General features: G+C 68.1%; 15 protein-coding genes. 8 read left to right on the forward strand and 7 right to left on the reverse strand.

The window, feature by feature from the left end; genetic code table 11:
- Positions 1-1,104 (reverse strand): glycosyltransferase, encoded by a 1,104-nt coding sequence (locus HQK15_RS04635; protein WP_254450805.1) that lies wholly within the window; start codon positions 1,102-1,104, stop codon positions 1-3.
- 217 nt (positions 1,105-1,321) lie between these two features.
- On the opposite strand from HQK15_RS04635, the gene HQK15_RS04640 reads away from it, so the two are divergent.
- From HQK15_RS04640 to HQK15_RS04670, 7 genes are read left to right on the forward strand one after another with little or no spacing between them, the layout of a single operon-like run.
- Positions 1,322-1,957: a YveK family protein gene (locus HQK15_RS04640; RefSeq protein WP_173490224.1), complete on the forward strand. Its 636-nt coding sequence runs from the start codon at positions 1,322-1,324 to the stop codon at positions 1,955-1,957.
- Position 1,958: 1 nt separating this feature from the next.
- The gene (locus HQK15_RS18990; protein WP_217361340.1) at positions 1,959-2,498 is read left to right on the forward strand and encodes an acyltransferase; all 540 of its coding nucleotides are present in this window, start codon (positions 1,959-1,961) and stop codon (positions 2,496-2,498) included.
- 5 nt (positions 2,499-2,503) lie between these two features.
- On the forward strand, positions 2,504-3,583 hold the full coding sequence (locus HQK15_RS04650; RefSeq protein WP_173490225.1) for a glycosyltransferase family protein: 1,080 nt from the start codon (positions 2,504-2,506) through the stop codon (positions 3,581-3,583).
- Positions 3,580-4,728, forward strand: a complete 1,149-nt coding sequence (locus HQK15_RS04655; protein ID WP_173490226.1) for a polysaccharide biosynthesis protein — start codon at positions 3,580-3,582, stop codon at positions 4,726-4,728. Before HQK15_RS04650 ends, HQK15_RS04655 begins: the two co-directional genes overlap by 4 nt.
- Positions 4,725-5,831: a glycosyltransferase gene (locus HQK15_RS04660; protein ID WP_173490227.1), complete on the forward strand. Its 1,107-nt coding sequence runs from the start codon at positions 4,725-4,727 to the stop codon at positions 5,829-5,831. The genes HQK15_RS04655 and HQK15_RS04660 overlap by 4 nt, the downstream gene beginning before the upstream one ends.
- Positions 5,828-7,216 carry a hypothetical protein gene (locus HQK15_RS04665; protein ID WP_173490228.1) on the forward strand — a complete coding sequence of 463 codons (1,389 nt, stop codon included), beginning with the start codon at positions 5,828-5,830 and terminating at the stop codon, positions 7,214-7,216. Before HQK15_RS04660 ends, HQK15_RS04665 begins: the two co-directional genes overlap by 4 nt.
- Positions 7,213-8,433 carry an acyltransferase family protein gene (locus HQK15_RS04670; protein ID WP_173490229.1) on the forward strand — a complete coding sequence of 407 codons (1,221 nt, stop codon included), beginning with the start codon at positions 7,213-7,215 and terminating at the stop codon, positions 8,431-8,433. Before HQK15_RS04665 ends, HQK15_RS04670 begins: the two co-directional genes overlap by 4 nt.
- Here the strand turns inward: HQK15_RS04670 and HQK15_RS04675 are convergent.
- Positions 8,404-8,829 (reverse strand): VanZ family protein, encoded by a 426-nt coding sequence (locus HQK15_RS04675; RefSeq protein WP_173490230.1) that lies wholly within the window; start codon positions 8,827-8,829, stop codon positions 8,404-8,406. The two genes, HQK15_RS04670 and HQK15_RS04675, sit on opposite strands and share 30 nt — an antisense overlap.
- A 111-nt stretch (positions 8,830-8,940) precedes the next feature.
- Between HQK15_RS04675 and HQK15_RS18995 the strand changes: the two genes are divergently transcribed.
- A complete protein-coding gene (locus HQK15_RS18995) occupies positions 8,941-9,849 on the forward strand; it encodes a beta propeller repeat protein (protein ID WP_173490231.1) in 909 nt (302 codons plus the stop codon).
- A 31-nt stretch (positions 9,850-9,880) separates the two neighbouring features.
- Here HQK15_RS18995 and HQK15_RS19000 read toward each other — a convergent pair whose 3' ends face one another.
- The 5 genes from HQK15_RS19000 to HQK15_RS04705 all read right to left on the reverse strand — a co-directional run bounded on the left by HQK15_RS19000 (position 9,881) and on the right by HQK15_RS04705 (position 17,140).
- Complete coding sequence (locus HQK15_RS19000) at positions 9,881-11,668, reverse strand: DUF4012 domain-containing protein (RefSeq protein ID WP_173490232.1); 1,788 nt, start codon at positions 11,666-11,668, stop codon at positions 9,881-9,883.
- A 92-nt stretch (positions 11,669-11,760) separates the two neighbouring features.
- Positions 11,761-12,150 (reverse strand): hypothetical protein, encoded by a 390-nt coding sequence (locus tag HQK15_RS04690; protein WP_173490233.1) that lies wholly within the window; start codon positions 12,148-12,150, stop codon positions 11,761-11,763.
- Between the two features lie 239 nt (positions 12,151-12,389).
- Positions 12,390-13,772, reverse strand: coding sequence for a tyrosine-protein kinase domain-containing protein (locus tag HQK15_RS04695; protein WP_173490234.1), 1,383 nt, complete (start codon positions 13,770-13,772; stop codon positions 12,390-12,392).
- 238 nt (positions 13,773-14,010) lie between these two features.
- Entirely contained in the window at positions 14,011-14,934 is a 924-nt protein-coding gene (locus tag HQK15_RS04700; protein WP_173490235.1) for an O-antigen ligase family protein, read from the reverse strand.
- A gap of 346 nt (positions 14,935-15,280) precedes the next feature.
- Positions 15,281-17,140 (reverse strand): polysaccharide pyruvyl transferase family protein, encoded by a 1,860-nt coding sequence (locus HQK15_RS04705; RefSeq protein WP_173490236.1) that lies wholly within the window; start codon positions 17,138-17,140, stop codon positions 15,281-15,283.

Consider the following 17,140-nt stretch of genomic DNA (forward strand, 5'->3'; position numbering starts at 1 on the left):
CTACTCGGCAGACGACCGCGCGGAGCCGGCCGTGACGTCGCTGCCGACGGCGGTCGAGTAGACCTCGAGCAGCCGTACGCGCTGCGTGCCGACGTCGTTGCCCACCAGCGCGGCGTCCATGCCGAGCACGGCGTCCTCACGCGCGGGGGCCTCGTCCAGCCCCGTGACGGCCGCGACGAGGTCGGCGGGTGCCGTGACCGTGAGGGGGAACGCGAAGTCGCCGAGCGACTCGATCGCGCGGACGACGGTCGGCGTGCGGGCGGCCTGGGCCTCGAGGATGCCGAACGGGAACCCCTCCCACTGGGCGCAGTGCAGATAGACCGTGCCGGCGACCTCGAACTCCTTGCGCGCGTCGACGCGGTCGAGCCACCCGCGGACGTCGACGCCGGCCGCCTCGAGCCGCTGGCGCAGGCGGGGCTCGCCGTCGCCCACCCACGTGGCGGTGACGGAGACGCCGGCGGCGCGGAGGGCCTCGACGGCCTCGGCGAAGAACGTGGGGTCCTTCTGGGGGTTGAGCCGGCCGAGGCCGAGCAGGCGGACCGCCCCGCCGTCGTCGGGCTGGGTCGGCGGCAGCGACGTGTCGACCGGCAGCGCGTTGGGCACGTAGACGGCGTGCGAGCGCGCGCCCGTCCACCGCGAGAGCCCCTGCTCGTACGGCGAGCAGGCCGCGACGACCGAGGTGTTGAAGCCGAGCACGTGCTCGACGCGGCGCACGAGCCAGGTCATCGCCCGTGACAGGTCGGTGCGCAGGAAGGCGTAGCAGTGCGGCGTGTAGACGATCGGGGTCCGGCGGCGGAGCACCGCGAGCCGCGCGTAGAGCCCGCCGTAGGCCGAGTGGGCGTGGACGACGTCGACGTCGCGGCGACGCGAGAGGCGGCGCACCGCCCGGATGCGGCGCCACGTGCCCTCGGGCAGCAGGATGACGTCGTCGAAGCACGTCAGGTCGTCGTCGGAGACGGGGGCCTCGGGCCGCGGCGCATAGGCCAGGACGTGGGCGAGCTCGGGGGTGCGGGCGACGTACTCCTGCAGACCGGCGGCGAGTCCTCCGCCGAAGGCCTCGGAGACGTGCAGGACGCCGCGGCGTGACTGCCCGCGAGTCTCCATCACACCCATACCTTTCGCCCGCAGCCGAGCGTCGGCCCGTTCGGTCACTGGAGCCTGCGGCAGACGGGTCCGTCGCAGGCTGGTCTCCCACCCCGGGCATTGTTTCACGCGGGATGCGCCTTGCACGCGTCATCGGCCACGCGGGGCGAGTTCTGACACCTAGGATGAGGATGCTGACCGGTGCAGGGGCTGGGGACGACGACGAAATGGGTGTGACGTGACGTTCGGCGACTACCTTCGGGTCGTGCGCGACTACTGGCGCTCGATCCTCGCGATCATCCTGGTCACGGTCGTCGTCGGCATCATCGCCTCCTCCCGGGTCACGCCGACCTACACCGCCGACGCCAAGGTGCTGTTCACCGGCTCGGCGGGCAGCAAGGGCCAGGACATCGCCTCGGTCGCGAGCTACACCGCGACGCGGATGTCGGCCTACCGCGCGCTGGTCTCGACGCCCCAGGTGCTCGAGGGGTCCGGCGTCACGCCGGGCGCCGACGGCGAGGTCGCCGACGACGTCGCCGCGACCTACACGCTGGGGTCGACGATCCTCACCGTCACGGTCGTCGACGGCTCGGCGAAGCGCGCCGCCCAGGTCGCCGACGGCGTCGCCCGGAGCCTCGTCGCGTCGGTCGAGCGCATCGAGACCCCCAACGACGACGACACCAGCGTCGTGAAGGGCGAGGTCATCTCACCGGCGACGGAGCCTGCCGACCCCACCTCGCCCAACCTGCTGATCAACATCGTCGGTGCCGCGCTGGTCGGCATCGTCCTCGCCCTCGGGGCGTCGGTGCTGCGCCATCTCTGGGCGACCGGACGGATCGGCCGCCGCGCCACGAAGCCCGGCCGGGGAGCCTGACATGACCAGGGTGCGACGGGCGTGGGCCCACCTGGGCGTGCTCGTCTTCAACATCGTCGTCACCCACGTCCCCGTCCGGCAGCTGCGCCTCGGCGTGCTGCGCCTGTGGGGGGCGCGCATCGGCCGCGACTCCTCGGTGTTCCGCGGCACCACGGTGCTGGGCATCGAGCTGCTGCGCATCGGCACGTCGACCAACATCGGCTTCCGGTGCATGCTCGACGCGCGGGGCGGCCTGACGATCGGTGACAACGTGGTGGTCGCGAGCGACACCCACTTCATCGCCGGCACCCACGAGATCAACTCGTCGACGTTCGAGCCGCTCCTGCTGCCGACCGTCGTGGGCGACTACGCGTGGCTGACGTCGCGCGTCACCGTCACGGCGGGGGTGACGATCGGCCGGGGCGCGGTCGTCGCGGCGTGCGCGCTCGTGCGCGACGACGTCGAGCCGATGGCGGTCATGGCCGGGGTGCCCGCCAAGCGGGTCGGCACGCGCGAGGCCGAGCTCACCTACAGCCCCGGATGGCACCCGATCGGCTTCTGACCGTCATGCCGACTCCTGCCGCGATCCGCCTCGTGCACCTGACCCCCCGACCGGGCGCGTCAGGCGTCGGTGACTACGCCGCCGACTTCGAGCAGGCGGTGGCGCCCTACGTCAACAGCGTCGAGGTCGTCCACTACGAGGCACCCCGCCACGACCGGGCGATCGACATGATCCGCTTCCGGCGGCACCTGCGCGAGGTGCTGGGCCGGGGCGACGGCACGACCGTCCTGCACACCGAGCTGAGCGGCGGATCGGCCACACCGTTCTGGGCGCTGGCGGGCCTGCGCGGCGTCACGATGACGGCGACCGTCCACGACGCACCGCGCCCGATCTGGATGCCGGCCCTGACCCGCCTGGTCGGCCGCTACCGGTTCGTCTCGCCGGCGATCCACCGTGGTCTCCGACCGTTCTGGGAGTGGCTCGAGCGCCGCGTCGTCCGCCGGGCCCACCTGTTCGCGCTGACCACGACGGGCGCCGACGAGATGCGGGCCATGCGGATGGGCGCCACGGTCGGCGAGAGCAGGCTGGTCGTGCCGCGGCGCACGGCCGTCCCGCCGATCTGGGAGCGGCCGCTGGCGGTGGGGCTGTTCGGCCACGTCTATCGCGGCAAGGGCTTCGAGCTCATCCCGGCGCTGCGCGAGGCCCTCGGGCCCGACGTGCTGATCCGGGTCGCGGGCCGTGGCACCGAGGACCTCGAGCCCCTCGACGGCGTCGAGATCGTCGGGCCGGTCGACGGCCCCGACGAGGACGCGTTCTTCGCCTCGATCCGCACGCTGCTGCTGCCGTACGGGCGTCGCGCCGTCGGCGGTCGCATCGCCCTGCCGGCGTCGGCGACGCACCTGCAGGGCATCGCCTACGACACGCCGTCGATCGCGTTGCCGTGGCCGACGATGGACGAGCTCGCCGCCGAGGGTGCGTGCACCGTCGTCCACGGCGGCGTCGCCGAGCTGGCCGCTGCGGCCGAGCAGCTCGTCCGCTCCGACGCCGCGATGCGCACCGAGCACGACCGCATCTGCGCCTACCGCGCGTCGCTCACCGACGAGGCGGCCGTCGCGCCCTACCTCGCGGTGTGGGGCGCCCCGTGATCGCCTTCCGCTCGCGCCACGTCGCGGGCACGGTCGGCTCGGCCGCCTGGATGGTGTCGGGTCGCGGCTTCGGCTTCGTGTGGCGACTGGTCGTCATCGGTCACCTCGGCATCGGCGACTTCGGCCTGTTCGCGATCGCGATCGCCGCGGCGGCCCTGGTCATGACGCCGCTCGAGGCCTACTACGTCGTGCGGGTCGCGCGGATCGACGATGCGAGCTTCGCCGTCGACCGGGCCAGCCGGTGGTGGCTGGGCCTCGCGGTCATGGTCGTGGGCCTCGCGATGTTCCACTGGTGGTTCGTGCCGGGCCTCATCCTGGCCAAGGCGGGCGCCGACATCGCCTTCAACGCCTATCGCAGCACCTCGATCCGGGCCGGCGACCCCTCGTGGTCGTACGCCGTGGAGGCCGCGCGCCAGCTCGTCGCCCTGGCCGCCGGCTCGATCGTGCTGTTCACCGCGGGGGCGACGCTCGAGCGCGCGTCGCTGGCCTATCTCCTGGCGCTCGTCCCGTTCGCCCTGCTCGCAGCCGGCTCGTCCCGCGGGGTGCGGCCGCGGCTCCCGCACCGCGAGCGCCGCACCGGCTCGATGATCGTCGAGGCGCTCGGCGCGGCGGCCTACACGCAGGGCGACATCGTCCTGCTCGGCATCCTCGCCAGCTCGGCGCAGGCTGGCTACTTCTCGCTCGGGTCGCTGGTGGTCTGGACCGTGGCGCTGGTGGCGCAGAACTTCAGCATCACGTTCCACGAAGAGCTGCGCAGCACCCAGGGGCACGTCTCCAGCGGTCCGCGTCTGCGGCACACGCTCGGGCTCGCGGCGGCCTCCGGCCTCGCGACGCTGCTGACCGGTGTCGTGGTGCTGGTCGCCGACGCGCCGCGCGGTCTGTGGCTGACCTTCATGATCCTGTCGCTCGTGGCGTTCACCCGGGTGATCAGCTCGGTGTTCACGACGGTGCTGGCGGTGCAGGCCGCCGACCACCTGCGCATGCGCATCACGGTGACGGCGGTGCTCGTCAAGGCCGTGGTGCTCGTCGCCCTGACGAGCCAGGGTGCCGTCGGTGCCGCGATCGCGTTCGTGCTCGGTGACCTCGTGATGGTCGCGTGGGCCTATCGCGCGCTCTACCGCTCGCCCGGGGCGGCGCGCGCATGAGGCGGCGCATGGTCTTCCTGCTGTCGAAGGACCCGACCACGACGAGCAGCGGCGACATGGAGATGAACCGCATCCTGCTCGACCTCGCCGCCCGCGACCACGACGTCACCGTCATCTGCCTGTCGGAGCAGCCCGACCTGCCGCCCGAGCCGGGGCTGGTGCGGGTCGCGAAGCCCGAGGTCAACGCGCTCGCGATCGCCTGGCGCAGCCTGCGCCGCCGCCGGAGCCTGGTGTTCGCCCGGTTCGACACCGACGAGCTCGTCGCCGCCATCGACGCGACCGAGGCCGACGTCTATGTCGCGGTGCACCGCTACATGGCCGAGTCGTTCCTGCGGTCGACCCGCGCGGATGGACCCGCCCCGCTGCTGGTGTGCGCGGTCGTCTCCGAGGCGGTCGTCTGGGCCAACACCCGGGGGCTCGTCGGACGCCAGCAGGTGCGGCGCATCACCGCCGACGAGCGCCGCATTGCCCGGGCCGCCGACGCCATGGCGGCCTATGAGCAGGAGGAGGCCGAGCAGGCCCTCGCCGAGGGTGCGCGCCGCTCGGTGTGGCTCGAGCTCACCCGGCCGCCGCTCGCCGCCATCGACATCGCCGTCACGGGTCCACGGCTGCTCATGCTGGGCGATCGCACGTGGGGCCCCAACCAGGAGGCCTATCGCTCGGTGCTCGAGCTGTGGCCCGACATCGCGCGGGGCATCGACGGTGCGGAGCTGGTCATCGTCGGCAAGCCCGCCGAGCAGGTGCCGCAGCTGCCCGATGGGGCGAGCGACCTCGGCTTCGTCGACGACCTCGAGGGCACGATCGCGTCGTGCCGGGCGATGGTGGCGCCGGTGTCGACGGGCGGCGGTGTGCGGGTCAAGATCCTCGAGGCGGCGTCGCGGGGCCTGCCGGTGGTCGGCACGTCCGTGGCGATCGGGTCGCTCGGCCCGATCCTCGGCCTCACGCCCCACGACGACCCGGCCGACTTCGTCGCCGCGTGCCGGGCGCTGCTGCTCGACCCCGCTGCAGCGGCCGCCGAGGGCAGCCGGCTGCACGCCGCCAACGCCGATCACTGGTCGACCGGCCGCCCCCAGCAGACGTTCGACGCCTGGGTGGCGCCGTGAGCACCCGCGACGACGTCACGACCCGCCCGGCCACGTCGCCGTGGTGGCAGGGCGCGGCCGTGGTGGCCGTCGTCAGCGTGCTGGTCGCGACGATCCTCCTCGGCCCGCTGCCGTTCAAGCTGCTCGCGCTCCTGGCGGTCGTCGGCGTCGCGGCGATCTATCTGACGTTCGTGCACAACGTCGCCGTGTTTGCGCTGATGGCGTTCGTGCTGGGGGCCGCGCCGAGCACGCAGACGCCGGGCATCTCGGTGTCGGTGCTGTTCCTGCTCTGCGGCGCCGTCTGGGTCGGGCTGCTCACGTCGCCGCGTCGCTGGATCGCACCGACCTGGGCCGACGGCCTCGTGCTGGTGCTGATCGTCGCCTCGGCGTTCTCGTGGATCGGCCACGTGCCGTCGGGCGCCTCGACGTCCGACTTCGTCCGCTGGGCCACGGTGTCGTCGATCATCTATCCGTTGCGCACCCTGAGCCGCCGCGAGATCGTCATCGTCGGCAAGTGGTTCGTCGCCGGCTGCTCGGCCGCCGCTGTCCTCGGCATCGGCCTGCTGGCCAGCGGCAACAGCACGGTGTTCTCCTCGCTCGGCGCCCTCGGCTACGACCCCGAGGGGTTCAACGACCGGCTGGTCGTCGGCCCCGACGGCAGCCTGACGCCGCGCCTCATCGCGACCTACATCGACCCCAACATCGCCGGCCTCGTGCTGGGCGTAGGCGCGATCCTCGCCCTCGCCCTGCTCCGCGGATGGCGCCGGGTCGCCGTCTCGGGCCTGCTCCTGCTGGCCACGGCGCTGACCCTGAGCCGCTCGGTGCTCGGGTCGATGGTGGTCGCGGGTCTCGTGCTCGTGGTCTTCGGGGGTCTCGCCGGGCGCGTACGCCTCAGGCTCGCGCTGGTCGGGGTCGTGGGGGCCCTGGCCGCGTTGAGCCTCGGTGCGGTGCGCAGCCGCCTGAGCAACTCGTTCGACCCCAGCGACATCGGCACCAACGCCCGGCGAGACGCCCTCGCCGACTGGGCCGACACGATGCGCGGCAGCTGGATCCTCGGCAAGGGGTTCGGCTCCGCGGAGTTCACCGACGCGACGGTCGCGAGCACGACCAACTACGTCGCCAACGCCCCGTTCGTGGCGATGTATCGCGGTGGGCTCGTCGTGGGCCTGGTGTTCGTCGTGCTGCTGCTGGTCGGGCTCGTGATGGCGTGGCGGATGGTGCGCAGCGACTCGTTCGAGACGGCCGTCGTCGGTGCCGGGTTCATCGGCCTGACGCTGGTCGCCCTGCAGCTCGACTTCCCGGTCGTGACGCTGCTGCCGGCGATCGCGGTGTTCATGCTGCTGCTCGCCTTCATGAGCCACCCGACCGCTCTGCCCCGCGGACGACGAGACGAGGACTCCCCATGACCGAGACCGTCCGCACGCCGCGGATCGTGGGCCTCGAGGGCCCGCGCGGCTTCGCGTCGCTGTGCGTCATCGTGGTCCACACGTTCGGCCTGACGGCCCCGACGGTCACGGGCGCGACCCACATCTATCTCGCCGGCCAGCTCGTCGCGTTCTTCTTCGTCCTGTCGGGCTTCCTCATCTATCTGCCGTTCTGCCGGGCGATGCTGCTCGGCCGGCCGGCGCCGAGCCTGCGCCGCTATGCCTCGCAGCGCGTGCGCCGGGTGTTCCCGGCCTATCTCGTGACGTTCCTGATCGCCAACTTCGTGCTGGCAGCAGTGTTCGTCGTCAACGCCACCGACGTGCTGACGGGACGCAGCGACGCCGGCACCGGGCGCATCACCGACCCGTGGGCGCTGCTCGGGCAGATCACGTTGGTCAACAACCTCATCCCGTCGCAGCTGCAGACCGGCATCAACCCGTCGTGGTCGCTGACGACCGAGCTCTGCTTCTACCTCCTGCTGCCGCTCGTGGCCGCCGCGACAGCCGCGCTCGTGCGGCGACGCGGCTGGCGACCGGTGCCGCTGATGGTGATGCCCGCGATCTTCGTCGCGGTCGGCATCGTCACCAAGGTACTGCTCGAGCTGTGGCAGGCACGTCATCCCGAGGTGTCAGACCCCACGGCCTATTTCGGCGACTCGTGGGCGGCGGTCTTCACCCGCAGCCTGCTGGGCCAGGCCGACCTCTTCGGCTACGGCATGGCGGTCGTCATCATCTTCGTCACGATGACCCAGGGCGGCCTGCCGACGTGGACGGGCCGGCGCCTGCAGGCCTGGTGCTGGAGCCTGGTCGTCCTCGGCCTGGCGGCGACCGTGGTGTGCGTCGAGCTGACGATCCGCCTCGACACGACGTTCTTCGGCATCGCCTGCGGCGCCGCGATCCTGCTGATCGTCGAGCCGACGGCCCGCGGCAAGGAGGCCCGTCTGGGCCGCCTCACCGACTGGGAGCCGTTCAGGCTGGTCGGCGTCATCTCGCTCAGCGCCTATCTCTGGCACTACCCGGTGCTCGTGCTCATGACCCGGTGGGACCTCATCGGCGCCGACACCTATGCCGGGGCGCTGCAGTCGGCGGTCGTCGTCCTCGCGGTGACGTTGGTGGTGTCGGCGGTGTCCTACCGGTTCGTCGAGAAGCCGGCGATGCGGGTGGCTCCGTCAGCGACGGTGCTGCCCGACCCGACCTAGCACCAGGACCACGACGATCGCGCCGATCGCGGCGCCGGCCGTGTTGGCGACGATGTCGGCGACGCTGCCGGTGCGCTCGGGACGCGCGATGGTCTGCGTCACCTCGATCACGACCGAGAACAGCCCGGCCAGGGCGGTGACGCGCAGCCACCCGAGGCGGGGGAGCAGCGCGAGCGCGAGGGCGCCGAGAGGGATGAAGAGCAGGATGTTGGCGCTGAACTCGCCGATGCGATAGCCCTGCGCCGGGTCGAGGTCGAAGATGTCGATCAGCCAGGTCGTCGGCGGACGGTTGACCATGTCGAGGTTGCGGTCGACGTGGGTGGGCCAGAGGCCGACCAGCAGCAGCCCGACCAGATAGAGCGCCGCCGCACCGATGATCGGGAGGCGAAGGCGCATCCCTCGATCGTACGGCGAGGCTGTTTCAGCCACGTGATCCTCGGGAGAGAGGGTGACACATCACACGGAGAGGCGGGCTGTCGCGGACCCGCCCGCCCGTAGGATCGACGCGTGCCCAAGTCTCTGCAGCGCGTCCTCCTGGCGGTCTTCGTCATCGTCGACCTCGCGCTGATCGTGGGCGCCGTGCGCCACGTCAACGGCACCCCTCCGTCGTCCGACCTGCCCGAGGCGTCGGCCACCGTTGCGCCGTCGGCGCCCACCGGGTCGCCCACCGCCACCGCGACGGCTCCGGCCCAGCTCGACTACAACTTCCAGGCGTCCAAGGCCGTCGCCCTGTCGTCGGCCAACGACGGCACGATCGTGTTCGGCACCCGCGGCCGCTGCGCCGCCGGCGACGACGCCGAGGTGTCGGTCTCGACCAACGCGGGCGCCGACTTCTCCCCGTCCACGACAGGCCTCACGACGACACTGGCCGTCAAGACGACCGGCGCTGGCGCCATCAGCGTCGTCGGCACCGACGCCGACTGCGATCCCCAGCAGGTCTCGTCGACCGACGGCGGCAAGACGTGGACGGACGACGACGAGATCACCCTCTGGTATCCCGACCCCGAGCGCACCCGCGAGGTCGTCTCGCCCGCCGGCAAGACGGCCGTCGGCGCCAAGTGCATCGTGACGTCCGTCAGCCAGGTCACCGCCGAGTCGGCTCGTGTCTCGTGCGCCAACGGCACGTTCCGCGGCACGGGCAACAGCGGCGAGAAGTGGGTCTCGCTCGGCCGCCTCGACAACGTCCGCGTCGGCACGTTCCTCACTCCCAGCAAGGGGTATGCCCTGGCCCGCTACAACGGCTGCGGCGCCAACCAGTTCTCCACCACCGACGGCGGCGTCACCTGGCAGCCCGGCGGCTGCATCTCCGGTGACCCGGCCCAGGCCATCGCCGCCACGGTCAACGGCCTGACCGCCGTCGTGTCGGGCGATCCCTACGTCAGCACCGACGACGGCAAGACCTGGAAGCAGCCCTGAGCAGCTGGCCCGGCCCAAGCCCGAGCCAGCCTCAGCAGGCGCTCTTCCAGGTCTGCGTCGAGGCGCCCGGCACGATCGACGGCGTCAGGTTGACCGCGGTGTCGCCCTTCTGACCCTTGCCGCTCTTGATCGTGGCCTGCACCGTCGTGGTCTGCCCCGGGTCGAGCTGCAGGGTCAGGATGATGACCGGTCGACCCTCGTGGGTGTAGCGAGTGAACATGACCTCTTTGTTGTCGGCCTTGATGGTGCTGATCTCACCGGAGTCGGGGCCGTAGAGATAGAGGTTCATCAGCATCGATCCCGGCTCGGCGCCGAAGCCCGGGCCCTGGATCGACGCCGGCAGCGATGCGGAGTCGGCCGGCGCGGTCGACTTCAGCGTCATCTCCGAGGTGTACGACTGCACGCCCGCGGCGGTGCACTTGGTCGCCTGGCCGGTGAGCGAGTAGTTCAGGTAGTACTGCATCTTCGCGCCCGTGGCGTCGTTGAGATAGAAGCCGACGGCCGGACTCTTCGCCGGGCCGAACGGCAGGGCATTGGCCAGCGGGGTGCCGTCGAGCTCCTGGGTGATGGACTTGCTGCTGGCCCACAGCGAGACGCGACGCTCGTTGGTCGCACGGCTCAGGGCCTTCAGCAGGGCGGTCGGGTCGCCGGCTCCTGAGACGACCTTGTCGAAGATCTTCTGCGTCGCGCTGGCGAAGAACGCGTCCTGCTCGTTGCCGTCGGGATAGGTCACGTAGACGCTGTTGAGCAGCACCTCGATCGCGTTGTCCGCCGTCAGGCGCGTGCCGTCCTCGAGGTCGACGGGCCCGATGGCCTTGAGCACGTACGACAGCGTGACCGGGTCGATCGACAGCACGCCGTCGACCTTGACGCCGTTCTCGTTCTCGATGATCGCCGAGGCGATCTGGGCTGCACGCGGGAAGTCGGGGGTGAAGTTGACGTCGCGGAAGTCGCGGACGAGCTTGGTCGTGAAGAGCTCGTCCTCCTCCTTGGTCAGGGGCGTCGCGTTCTTGGGCAGGTCGCCCAGCGATCCGCCGGTGCCCTGGCCGACCAGCTTGATCGACCCGTTGTCGACCTGCAGCCCCGCATAGGCGCCGGGCAGCCCGCCGGTGGCACGGATCTCTGCGTTGTTCTGGAACATCAGCAGATAGGTGTGCTGGCCCGAGAGCATCTTGGGCACCACGCGGCTCGCAGCGGTCGCGCGCTGGGCGATGTCATCGGCGTCGGCGATCTTGTCCTGCACGTCGACGACCTCGCGCCCCAGCTGGCTGATCAGCGACGAGGCGTCGACCGACTGGATCTTCGCGTTGGCCTTGCTGATGGCGGCCGACGACTCGGTGAGGCTCGACGTCAGCGACGCGATGGCCTCCACGTCGATCGTCCCGCCCTGGGGGTTGAACGTCTTGGCGTTGAACTTGTCGGCCACGTCGACCAGCGGCGGCAGTCCGTCGGTGGCGACGGTGCTGACGGCCGAGCTGATGGTGCGGGCGGCGGTGACGTTCTTGCCGACGAAGGGGGTCTTCGCGGCGAGCGACAAGACGGAGCTGCCGAGGCTCGACTCGGCCGAGGTGACATGGTCCTGCAGCAGCTTCAGCGAGGTGCGCGCTGCGGCCTGGTCGCCGGCGGTGAGGGCGTCCTGCAGGGCGTTGGCGTCGGTGCTGGCGAGGTTGAGGTCATCGCGTGCCGACGAGAGCTTGCTGTAGGCGTAGGCGCCGACGCCGGCGATAACCACCGCCACCACGGCGACGAGGCCGAGCGCGATCCAGAGGCGTCGCCGCGAGCGGCCGGTCGTCGGTGCAGAGCTGCGTGTGCGTGCCACCTGTGCACACTCCTGTTCGTGTCGGGCCCAGTGGAACACAAAAGTGGGGCCGCCATCGGCAGCCCCACTTTTGTGTTGAACGACTGAGTCGGTTACTTCTTGTTCTTGACCTTGATGCTGGCCGAGCCGCTGCTCTTCTTGAAGACCGAGCCGGCGTACGGCTTGTACGAGAAGCTCGCGGTCTTCGTCGTGGTCTTCGAGACGCTGGGCGCCTTCAGCGAGAAGGTGGCCGCGCTGCCACTCAGGCTCTTGGTCTGCTTCTTGCCGTTGAAGACCACGGTGACGGAGCCGCCGGGCTTGCCGGTGCCCGCCTTGACCTTGACGGTCAGCTTGAAGGTCGACTTCTCGTTGACCGACTTACTGGCCGCCGACACGGACGTCGGGACGGTGTTGGGGTATGCAGCGTTCGCGCTGCTCACGAGGGCTCCCATGCCGAGAACCAAGGCGAGCGATGCAAACAGTGCGATGACTGTTTTCTTCATGGATTTCCTTGTCCTGGCCGGTTAGCCATTCACGGAGAGTGCTTGCCAAAAGTTTTTGCTCTACACCAACCCTAGGTCAGGTCGGGGTCACCTTTGGACGATCCGACGAAGAGTTCACGGCGACGAAACACGTGTCCGTAAGAGTTACTGACGGGTGTTGAAAATTGCCTGCAATTGCAGGGGTGAAACCATGTCACCAAAGCTGTGTGTGGCGCAGGTCACGTGATGTGACGTGGGCCTCAGCTTTTGGCTGGAGACGTCTCGGGCGCATAGCCATAGCCATAGCCATAGCCATAGCCATAGCCCCCGCCACCCTTGGCCGGCGTCATGTTGAGGATGACGCCGACGGGCTTGGCGCCGACCGATTCCAGGCGCTCGACGGCGACCGAGACCTGGTCGGCGGTGGTCTTGCCGTGGCGCACGACGAGCAGTGCGCCGTCGGCCTGAGAGGCCAGCAGGGCACCGTCAGTGACGGGCAGCAGCGGCGGCGCATCGATCAGCACGATGTCGAACTTCGCCCGCAGCGATGCGATCAGCGTGCGCATCGCATCCGACTTCAGCAGCTCGGCCGGGTTGGGCGGCGTGGCGCCGCTGGTCAGCACGTCAAGTCCGTCGTGCGAGGTCGGCTGCAGTGCGTCGTCGAGCGGCAGCCGGCCGATCAGCACGGTCGTCAGGCCGACGGCAGACTCGAGGCGCAGATATTCGCTGATCTTCGGGCGGCGCAGGTCGCCTTCCACGAGCGCGACGCGCTCGCCGCCTTCGGCCAATGCCAGCGCGAGGTTGACCGACGTGGTGGTCTTGCCCTCGCCCGGCAGCGAGCTGGTGACGACGAAGACCTTGCGCTCGATGTCGGGGTCGATGAACTGCAGGTTGGTACGCAGCACGCGAAACGCCTCGGCACGCGGCGCGTACGTGTCGAGCGACGAGATGAGCGGGGTGTCGACGGCGTCAGTGTCGTAGCTGATGGTTCCGATGACAGGCGCGTCAACCAATGGCTCGAGCTGCTTCGTCGACTTGATCGTGGTGTCGAGAGTTTCACGCAGCACTGCTACGGCGGCTCCGAGCAGCAGTCCGACGATCAGTCCGAGCGCAATGTTTCGCTTCGGACTAGGTGAGATCGGGCCTGCTGGCGTGGACGCCGGGTCGACCACAGTTGCCTTGATAGTGGCCGCGTCCTTGCCGGGGGGGGTCTCGAGTTCGGCCACATAGGACACGAAAACGCTCGCAACCGCGTTGGAGAGCATGCGGGCACGCTTCGGATCTTGGTCAGTGACTGTCACAGTCAGGATCACCGTGTCGACCTTCGCGGACGCCGAGATCTGACGTGAAAGGGAGGTCGGCGTTTCGTCCAGACCCAGTTCATCGACAACCCTACGGGCGATCTCCCGCCCGGTGAGAAGGTCGGCGTAGGACTTGACTCGCTGAAGTGAAAACTGACCGCCCTGATTTGCTTGCGCGTCGTCGGTAGACCCCTGTGTTGAGACAAACAGGCGGGTGGAGGACGCATATTCGGGGGTGGCTCGAATGGTCAGCAGCGCTGCGATAGCGACGCAGACGAGACCCCCAATTGCGACGGGAAGCCAGCGCGTCCGGAGGATCGTGAGATAGTCGCGCAGTTCCACAGGTGATTCCCGTCCGAGATGAGAGCGGCCAACTTGCCCGGCCGCGATGACTGAGTCTAACGATCCGCTACGGTCACCGGAGGCACTGTGACCAGTCCTACTCGGTCACTGCACGGTTCGCATGCACGACGGCGGCATAGGGTCATGACCAGTTGGGGCGGGGCGAGCCTTGTCGACGCGCGGCGTTTCTGCCTAGGTCGGCTGAAGGCAGGCATCCGTCAAACGCACAGTTCTGAGCTCAATTCAGACTTCGACTACGACCAGTTCTTGAAGAGGTGGATTGCGTTGCCGTTGGGGCGGAGTTCGAGCGCGAGCGCCGCTTTGCAAGCGCGTCCGCGACGCCAATGGGGAACGCAAGAAGGGCAGTTCCCGGATAACTGAGAAACAAGCCGCCGAGAACAATAGTCAAGCCAGTTAGCGCAAAGTTCGTGTTCCTATGACGGAAGAGAGCCACTGCAGCCGCCAGTGTGAGGGAGCCGATCAGAAGGCCAGCGATTCCCCCTTGCCCGAACAGTTGTATGAAGTTGTTGTGAGCGGCGTTCTGCCGTCCCGACTCGGTCTCGATGAAATCTTGAGCGTTAGATCCGGCCCCGAATGGGAGACTCTTTACTCCAAGGCGCATCCACGCCTCGGCATACTCGCGCCTGTCTGATGCTGATACCTCAGCTGCAGCATCGGACTGATACGAGATGGCTGCGCTTCCAGATATTGCGACTTGAAGTCCATCGAGGACTCGATCTCGTTGACCTCCGACGTTCGCAGCGAAGCCGATCATCAAAACAATGCACGCAGTAACGACCAGGCCGCGGCCGCGGGAATTGGGCTGCTGGCCCGACCCGCGGCGTTGTCTGTTGAAGAAGAGGATCACCACAGACACAAGCGCGAGGATGAACCCTGCACGCGAGTTCGTGCTTAGAAGGCCAGCGGTGACTATCGCGAGGGCAGGGAGTCGGGCTTTGAGGCGGTGCCACTGCATGATTAGCGGGATTGACGAAGCCAACAGCACCGCGAGGAAGTTCGGGTCTCCAAGCAGTCCGCTTCCGCGAAGGCTCCCGTCTGCGGCGGTTGCTCTTCCCCAAAGGTCTCGACCCAATGCCCCGACCAGGCCTTGTTGCTGTAAAAATGCAACCGCGCCGCTAACGACCGAGAAGAAGATGTACATGTCTGTGAGGCGTTGACGCCCGCTCGTAGTCGCGAGCGATCTAGCGGCGACTATGGCCACACCTACCGCGGCGAATTGCTTCGTGAGTTCGGAAAGCACCTGAACGGCGTTTCCGTACCCTTCGATGGCCCACGGGAGGAGGCAGTATGCGGGCAGTAGCAGTGCTAATGTCGCCGCCCCGGGCGTACGAACGGAAGGCCCCTTGCAAAGTAAGAGGATGAGGGTTGGGATCAGCGCAAGCCGAAGGATTGACCCGAAGCCTGGGACGGGAACATCGACGAACAAAACGAGGCAAACGAGTAGAGGTCCCCAAGTCCCGTTTGCCCGAGAGGGGGTTTCCGTTGGCTCACTCATGGATCGTCTCCAACGCGGCGTCCAGGTTGTCGGCAAACGTGACGAAGGGTGAAGGCCAGGCACCGAAGTAGGCTCTGAGCTTTCCGTAACCGGTGTCGACTGCGATCACGTCGATCTCAAGTATCGAAGCGATGATCGCGGCGTGGAGTCGGTCAGTGATCAATCTCTGCGCTCCAGCAATCAATTGCACGGCGCGCCGCACCTCAGCATCTGCGTGCAAGTCGTATACAGGCGTATTCGGCAGGGCTCTCATGAGGACGTTGAACGCGACAGAGTGCGGCGCCCGCGCTCGGACGAGTTCGTGAGTCCAGCGCAAAGCACGATTGGTTCTCGAACTCGGAGCATCCACGAAATCAAGCACAGGGATGTTCAGTTCGAGTGCTCGGGCGACTAGTGAGCCGTCACCTTCGGAGTCGGATCTAGCGATGACTCGCACGTCGCTGAGTGTCCGATCCGGTTGCTTGATGAGCTCGCTCAGGTCGGTAGCAGCGAGAGCTTGAGCGGAGTCCGGCACCAAATCAGAGTCTGCGGATGGGAACAGAGCCCGGGCGATGTCCAAGCTCCGAGCGTCCCGAAGTAAAAGTCGCACATCACCGTGTTGGCGGATGCTTGATTGCAAGGAATCGACGGTCGATTCACTTAGGGTTCCGATGGACTGTGGCATGAAAACGAGCCTGCTACCGGAATACTGGCGGCACGCATCGAAGAATGCCTTGAGTTCGGTCGGCCATAGGTCACCCAAATAGCCCCCGCCGCGCACCAGGACAATCGGTGCTGGGCCAGGCACGTCGAATTGGTCTAGAACATTTGTGAAGGATCTCAGACTTGACCGCCCAACGCCCAAGGCCTGGAGAAGCTTGCGTTGGCCGAGCCAGATCGCACTGTCGCCGCAATTGTTGTGCAGCGGAACATTGACCAAGTCGACGTGGGTGTTCGGAGGAAACTCCGATGAGAGGGCCTTGACCAATACTTGGGCGTGGCCCCCAAGCGACGAAGGGGTGGCGTCTCGCCTCGCCTCGCGGCTTCCTATAACCCGCCCAATTGACTCGACAATGTTCGCCGGTCGAAATGGAGCTAGCCGGCGAATGCCACGCCTACTTCGGGCGATGTTGATGGCGTGACTAGCCGCATCTTTGGGTGTCCATATGGCTCGACCCGCGAACTGGGCAAGTGATCTCGCCTCTTTGACTGCGCGGATATAGAGCGCTCGAAGTCCTTCTCTGCGGCGATGCAAGCCGGAGACTGAAAGGTCCGACACATAGACGAGTTTCAATCCGCGGCGCGCTACCCGGTTCGCCCACTCCTTGTCCTCGCATGCCGCAAGAGTCTCGTCGAAGGGCTCAGACAGGGCGGTCGAGCGACGGACAGCGGAAGCGTGATTGGAGAAGCCGGCGAACGAAAACCACTCCTCACTTTGCTCGGCTGAACCAGCCACCGCAGCCAACTCGACCGCGGCCAGTGGATCGCGAACCGTCAGCGGGATACTGCCGCCGTTGACTGAGCTCACACCGTTCAGTCCGACGACGTCGTCATCTGTGAAATAGGCCAGTGCTCGCTCGGCCCAGTCGGTGTGAGGTAGTGAGCAGTGAGCGGAAAGTACGAGAACAACATCGGCGCTGGCCTCGCGAACGCCGATGTTGATCGCTCGGCCGTAGGTGAACTCACCAGGGTCGATCTCAATGACCTTCGCGCCGAGTGATCTCGCGACCTCTACCGTTCGATCGGAGGAGCCTGAGTCTATGACGAGCACCTCGCTGGAAACGCTCTGCGCCATCACGGACGCAATGGCGGCACCGATCGTTCCTTCCCTATCCTTTGCGCGGATGACAGCACTAATTGCAGGCGAAGTCAC

This window comes from Aeromicrobium stalagmiti, from assembly GCF_013283745.1.
Taxonomy (GTDB): Bacteria; Actinomycetota; Actinomycetes; order Propionibacteriales; family Nocardioidaceae; genus Aeromicrobium; species Aeromicrobium stalagmiti.